At 36.8% G+C, this 7,129-nt stretch carries 4 protein-coding genes; 2 read left to right on the plus strand and 2 right to left on the minus strand.

Annotated features, from left to right (window positions below; all coding sequences use genetic code 11):
* Window positions 1–623: tetratricopeptide repeat protein (locus tag H6G26_RS36550; protein WP_190736346.1), on the plus strand; the 623-nt coding region annotated here is incomplete at its 5' end.
* A gap of 128 nt (window positions 624–751) precedes the next feature.
* On the plus strand, window positions 752–1,735 hold the full coding sequence (locus tag H6G26_RS36555; RefSeq protein WP_190736348.1) for a hypothetical protein: 984 nt from the start codon (window positions 752–754) through the stop codon (window positions 1,733–1,735).
* On the opposite strand, the gene H6G26_RS36560 is transcribed toward H6G26_RS36555, so the two are convergent.
* Window positions 1,659–4,196, minus strand: coding sequence for a CHAT domain-containing protein (locus H6G26_RS36560; RefSeq protein WP_190736350.1), 2,538 nt, complete (start codon window positions 4,194–4,196; stop codon window positions 1,659–1,661). The genes H6G26_RS36555 and H6G26_RS36560 overlap by 77 nt on opposite strands.
* A 9-nt stretch (window positions 4,197–4,205) precedes the next feature.
* Window positions 4,206–6,743, minus strand: coding sequence for a filamentous hemagglutinin N-terminal domain-containing protein (locus tag H6G26_RS36565; protein ID WP_190736352.1), 2,538 nt, complete (start codon window positions 6,741–6,743; stop codon window positions 4,206–4,208).
* Window positions 6,744–7,129 lie beyond the last annotated feature (386 nt).

Consider the following 7,129-nt stretch of genomic DNA (forward strand, 5'->3'; position numbering starts at 1 on the left):
TAGCAATTAAATATAATAATCAAAATTCGGAAATCTATACTAATTTGGCTGTGGTTTGCCAACAATTACAGCAATTTGAATGCGTAACTGATAACTATGGAAAGGCAATTGAGCTAGATCCTAATAATTGGCAAGGGCATTACGGACTAGGGACATTTTATGATGAGCAAGAAAAAGATGATTTAGCTGAAAAACAGTATCAGTTATCTATAAAAACTAGTAGCCAAGCCATTCTGCCCATCAATAATTTATCGAGATTGAAGATTATAAAAGGTGACTATAATGCAGCGATCGCTTTAGCGCGACAAGGTTTACAAAAAGCTAAAGAGCCTGAATTACGGGCTGTTTTGTATAAAAATTTAGGTTGGGCGCTCTTTGAGCAAAAGGAATATAGCCAAGCAAAGAAATATCTGGAAAAAGCCAAAGAATTAGATATACACAGAACATCTACCCATTGCTTGTTAGCGCAGGTGCAAGAAGCTCTAGGTGATGTTGATTATGCCTGGATTTCTTGGGAAATTTGTTTGCTAACTGAGTCTAGAGAGCCAGAGGTTTTCGGTTGGCGGTCGCAAGTATTAGAAAGAATCAGGTTAAAAGATCCTATTCGTCAAAGGGAAGAATGACACTTTATTTTATACCTAAACTTCCTGTATGCTATTAATATGCAAGTACTAACATAACAGTTTTAATGTTAATGGCAGATAGGCGAACAGACAAAGTAGGAAAAATAATCTACATTCTCCCAATTTCAATGATTGTATCAATAATCCTTTTTTTGGGTTTGAGCAGTGCATGGGGTCGCCAACTTAAATCAATAGGGAGTCGTGAGTGTAAGGCGAATGGTCGAGTTGTTAATGCAGGAGATCGTTTTTTGGCAGCAGGTAGTCAACTGTGCCCAGGAGATCGTATTAACCCAGTTAATGGACGCACAGTCAGTGCTTTGTGTTATTTAAACGGAAAACTTTTAGATTTCAAGCAGAGTAAGATTTTCGATGCCTCTGACGAATGTTCATTGCCTCAGAAAAAAGCAAAGCTATGCACAGGACTGAACCCTAGCGGTTGCAATAATACTAAGAGTCCGCATGAGGATCAGGATATACCAACATTAATTAGTCCCTATGGCAGTTCCATGTTGAGTAGTCGGCCTAAAATATCTTGGTATGCGGTTTCTAATGCTATTAGCTATACAGTAATTGTGAGTAGCTACGAATTTTATTGGGAGAAAACAGTAGATAAAACTGTTACTACCCTGCCTTACCCCAAGGAACAAAAAGAGTTAAAACTTGGTAATACGTATAATTTTACTGTAATTGCAAATAAGGATAAATCTCTAGCAAGTTCCGAACCGTTAGTAATTATTGTTCTGCCAGAGAAAGAGCAAAATGAAATTAAACAAAGAGTCCAGCATATCAATGAGTTAAACTTACCCCCAGACGAAGCAGCCATTTTCGATCTACATGCTATATATATGTCTAGAAATCTTTTGAATGAAGCGATTGAGGCGTTAGAAGCACGAGTAGCAGCAGGAAGTCAAAATCCTACCCTTTATAGAGTATTAGCAGATCGATATTTAGAAGCATGGTTGCCGAATGAAGCGCTTCGTAATTATAATGTGGCAAATGAATTGGCAAAACGTAGTAGAAACTTAGATGAATTAGCTAAAGTGCAGCAAGGAGTAAATTTAGTAGAATTTTACAACCATCCGCCAACAAGAATAAATCCTGCCCAAAAATAAGGGTGCTGTATCTAGAGTCTGATATTAAATTTAATTGCGCTTGACGCAATGCTTCTGCTTTGGGAACACCATTTTTCAAATTTTTGTAAAATTGTTCCATAAGTAAAGCAGTGGAGTCAGCGTCTACCTTCCATAAAGTTGCCACTGTACTTCTTGCGCCTGCTTGTGCAGCTACTCCAGCAATTCCTAGTGCTGACCTCTTATTGCCTTTGGCAGTCTGACAAGCACTTAAAACTAATAATTCAATTCCATCTTCATTGGAACGAGCGCTGAATTTTAGTAGGCTATAAAACTCTAGTGCGTTAATCGCTTTGTCCCAAGTAAAGAACATTGTCCTTTTAGCCTCAGAGCTAAATTGAGCGTGAGTAGTTAAATGAACAATAGGAAAGTTAAAACTACTCAACTGTTGCCCAAGCGCTTGGCCAGTAAACTTTTCGTTTAGCAAAACTTTTGAAGAAGAAGTTTGTTGCTTTACATATTCTATCTCCTCTTTCACTTTTGGTAGTGCTTTCATATTTTCAAGAACATTTAAAGTCCTAAGACTGGGATTGATTTCAGACAGTCCACCAATTAAAGCTCTTAACTGCTCTTTAAGTAAGAGCTTGGGTTGTCGAACTCTAGAGCCTAAAGTTTGAGCAATACTACAATATTTAAATAAATAATCGTTACCATCATGAAGCAGCCCTATTGGTAAGCTTTGGAAAGATGTATCTAAAGTAAACACTAGCGTTCCTGATGAAGGCAAATATTTTTTTATGGGCGCGATTAGCAAGTCATAGAGTGACCGAGGAAAAGAAAGAATGTCAATTTCAGCGGTAGAGGACAATCGAAGGGATTGTAAGATTTCTAATAAATTATCAACATTAGTTTTAACTAGCCTAGAATCAACAGAATGGCTATGAAGGGAGCCATTAGGCAACTGTAAAATTACTTCTACACTTTCATCCAAATCAATTATGTGAACTACTGTCGGAGCGGTAGGCAAGTTTTTAACTTCGTTCAAAGGTATAATGTCAAGATTTCCGCACTGGAGAAAATTTTCTAGTTGAGCTATATGCAATCGTTCATTTGTCTGGATTACTCGTTCTAAGTCAGGATTAGGAGAAGCTAAGAGTAATCGCATATATTCTCGGTATATAGGCTCCACTTTTTCTTGAAAGGAAAATTGTAAATTTGCGTTGTTTGGTAAGAGGTTTTTACGAACTTGAGTAATATTTTCAATTGCAGCACCATAAGCTTGAAGGGCTGCTTTAGTTCTTTTTTGCTTTTGGTATAATTTTCCTAATTCCTGTTGCCATTGGTAGGCAATATCTGATGCCCGAACTGACTGAGCTTGGCTTAAAGCTTGTTCAAAATAGGTTTGTGATTCCTTTGGATTTAATTTACCTAGAGTACCAAAACTTTCTGATTTTAGCCGATGGTTGTTCGTGCTTTGAGCAGTTCGCAAAGCGCTTTTAGCGTATCCAATGGCTACTGAGCGTAATTGTTGATCTGAGATTTGATTCAGGCTGTTAGCAAAGTTAAGTTTGGCATAAACAGATTGACTAGCAGGTAATTGAGAAAATATTGAGGAGTTTTTTAACACTAAGTCAACTACTGGCTGAATCTGTTCAGTAATACTAGCACGAACAGTAGCTAAATTTGTTTTACCTAATCTCACCTCTATCGTCAGCCATTCCTGAAAATCTAATAGTAAATTCAAGTGCTGTAATTGAGATTGTAATTTTACTTCTTGAGAAGTCGTTGATGAATTATTTATTTGCTGATAAATATCAAGGGACTCTAAGGCTTTTTTCTGAACTAAAAAGCTAGCTTCTTTTTTGAAAGCTGATTCTTCTATTGAACTATAATTATCTCTTGCTTGTTTGTAAAATGAATTTTCAGTATTTCCCAAAGAAAGTAAAATTCTACTATGGTCAGCAGATGAAATATTTTTAGCAGTTGACAATATTTTTGCCAAAACTATTTTTGATTCATCTAACTTGCCAATTAAGCGCAATACATCTGCCAAGTTATGCCATGCAAGCAGATTCAGAGGTGTTGACTTTTGCTGATCAATTGCTTTCGTCAGTAGTTCTGTTGTAGATGCAGTAGATTGCTCTGAGGGGATGGCGCAAATATCGGCATCTGTATCTAACTTCAAAGCTTGTAAAAGTGTAGTACAAGCTCGACGATTTAACCCTAAAGCTTGTAGGGCATAGTTCTGGTTGATTAAACTGCCTGTAACGCCCTCCTGATAGTGAATTTGACGATAAATTTTTGTGGCTTCTTCCCAGTCTTGAAGTGCTTCTACGGCTCGGCCTTCATCAAAAAAATTTTTTCCTCTTTGGGTTAATAATCGTGCCTGATTATGTCTTTTATCTGTAGCATAAGCAGGAGCAATAAATGCTTTTTTATTAAATGTAAATAACCCTGCAATGCTTAAAAAAAAGTATTTAGCCCAATCTCGACGTTTAATCATTAATTTTTACTAGAATTGATTCAAACCTACCTTTTTGACTTCGTCGGCACATGGATTAGCAGACGATGCACTGTTAGCACTGACTGACCCAGAATTTGTTGTCAAAAAAATTCTGCCATCAGATTCTTGTACTACAGCTTGTGCTTCTAATATTTGCGTAGGCTCTTGATCCCTTGATTTTAGTTTTCCCAAATCATTGTCGGACTGATCTAGAAGAGAGTTGTCTTGCCAAATAGGGTTTTGAGATAGCAGGTTGCTAGGACTAGGAAATAAACCGTCGTGTCCACTAACAACGAAAGTACTTGCTATTGTGTCCGATCGCCCTTGACAGACTGATGCAATCTTTGTATCTGTTTGAACTGCTTCTAGTTCTATCTTGGGTTGCACATTGTTTCCTATTAAAAAGTTAACCTCAACTGTGCCGTTGACACCTCGCTCAGAACTGGCTGTAAATTGGCTGTTGGCAGAAAGGAAAAGCCCTTTAGTATCGATTTTGATATTACCTCCCCTTCCTTCAAAAGCATTGGCAGTTATGCTACTGTCTCCTAAAGAGAATAAGTTTTTCGTATTAATAGTTACGTTCCCACCATCACCATTACTACCTTGCTGCCCAGCAGTTGCGGAGATGGTGGCATCTTGTAGTTGTAAAAAATTTGAATTGATGTCAATATCACCACCTTGTCCTACAGCAGTGGTTGCAGTAATAGCGCCGGATCTGGCGACGCTGATGTGATTGGCATTTACTTGAAGTCTGCCAGCGTCGCCAGATCCATCATTTTTGACGCTCAACGATCCGCTATCCATAACATTTAAGCGGCCGGTATTGACAGTTACGCTTCCTGCATCACCAGTGGGGGTTGGTGGTACGCTGGGGAATCTTGCTCTTAAACTTTCATTTAAAATAGCTGCTGACGACTGTATGGAGCTAGGAAACTTTGAATTTGGATTAACGCCTGAAACTTCTATAAAATCAAAAGCATTGATAGTAAGGCTACCGGCATTTCCATAAGATACCGTAGTTGTATTTACAGTTGCTCCATCTCGAATAAATAGTTTTGGGGTATTAATTTCTAAGTTACCAGCGTTACCACTACCAAAAGTATTAGCCTGAATGAGACTAGGCTCCAGAGAAGAAGATTGTCCTGTTAACTCTATAAAATCTTTTGCGCTTACTAAAACATTTCCTCCCTTGCCGTTAGCGAAAGTAAGAGAACCTAAGCTACCTCCATTCCTAATAATGACACTTTCTGATGTTAAATTTAAATTGCCACTGCGTCCCGAATATCTAGTGGAAATTGCAGTAATAGTTCCTCTGTTATCTAAAATTAATTCTCCTATCTTTGCAGTTATATCTCCTCCATTGCCAGAACTATAGCTGAATGTGTTAATACCACCTAAGCCAGAAGGATTGATAATAGATGGAGTAGAACCAACAATTTTTAAATTGTTGGCATTCACCGATACTATTCCTCCTGGCGTATCACTAAAAGTAGTGGTGGCTATTTGCGCTCCTTCAATGATAAAATTTTTTGCATTGACTTCAATATTTTCTCCTGGTGTCTTGCCAAAATTACTAGTAAAGATAGCACTGGTATTAAATTGAGATTCTCCTTTAACTTCTAAAAAATTAGAGGCATTAATAGTGGTTTCTCCATTTTGCTTATAACCATAGGTTTGGCTAGCGATCAAGGAGCCATTTAAAACTTTTATCTCACGTCCTTGGATATTAATACTTTTTCCTACACCTTCATTACTTCCAACGTAAACTAAAGTGCTTTGTGATAAACTTATGTCTCTAAATATTTGTTTGTTTTCATAATTAAAAACCCACTTATTATTATCTGGTTTGATGCCTACGTTTCCTTGAGCGACGCTTCCTACCTCAATGTTTCCATTTATTGTACTAAGTATTCCTCCTTCTATTGATACGTCTCCTCCTAACAAGGCTAAAGTTTTGCCAGGATTTACTTGCAAACCATTAGCAAATCTACTAGCATCAAAAGGAAAATTAAAATCGAAGCCTTGAATAGTGTGACCTGCTCCTTGTACTTTAATTGCCCCAGGATTTATACCAAACTCTAGCCCCCTCGCTATATTTACTTTTAACAAAGGAGAAGATTGAGGGTTTTTAGCACTGAACTCAATATTATTATCAAATTTAATGCTATCTGCTGTACTTGCCAAAAATGAGCCGCCAATGTCTAATCGAGCATTTTTACCGAATATAATCCCATTGGGATTTATTAAAAATAAATTTGCTGTCCCATTAGCTCGAATTAATCCATCAATATTGGAAATAGATTTACCTGTCACTCGACTAAAAATGTTCTGAATATTCGGAGTATTATTAAAGTAAGCAGTGCTACCAGTAGGAATAGAGAAGTCTTTAAAGCTATGAAATAAGGTAGTACCTAATTGAGTTCCATCTTCAATATTACTGATATTTCCCTCTGATTTTATTAGAGTATTATTCGTTAGACTTGCATCTGGAACAATTTGTTGAGCTTCGGATGGGAAAATTGTTGATAAAGAAAAAAGTATTAGCATTATAGCAATACTTTTATATTTTTTCAGCATTGTAACACTATTTTTTTGTCCTAGCTTAATCATTGAATTAACCATGTTACTACTAATGGTAATAAGATTGTAAATCAACTTTGTCTCACAAATAAAAATTGCAGTTTTTAGTTTGAAGCCTATATGATTACTTAGTATATACTGTATATTCAGATATAAATCATTGTAGTAGCTTGATTAATTATGTCTCTTCCTGACGGGCCAAAAGCTTCCTCTTGGATACAAACAGTTCAGTTTTTTCTTCGACCACTAGAAACATTAGATGTTTGGTATCAAATGTATGGGGATACTTTTAGGGTATTGGGAAACGAGCTTCCCGCCACTATTTTCTTTAGTAATCCAGAAGCTATACAAAA

Source organism: Nostoc sp. FACHB-888, from assembly GCF_014696655.1.
Taxonomy (GTDB): Bacteria; Cyanobacteriota; Cyanobacteriia; order Cyanobacteriales; family Nostocaceae; genus Nostoc.

Coding starts and splice junctions, on each gene's coding strand:
- H6G26_RS36555 (WP_190736348.1), top strand. CDS start 752: ATGATTGTATCAATAATCCTTTTTTTGGGTTTGAGCAGTGCATGGGGT.
- H6G26_RS36560 (WP_190736350.1), bottom strand. CDS start 4,196: ATGATTAAACGTCGAGATTGGGCTAAATACTTTTTTTTAAGCATTGCA.
- H6G26_RS36565 (WP_190736352.1), bottom strand. CDS start 6,743: ATGCTAATACTTTTTTCTTTATCAACAATTTTCCCATCCGAAGCTCAA.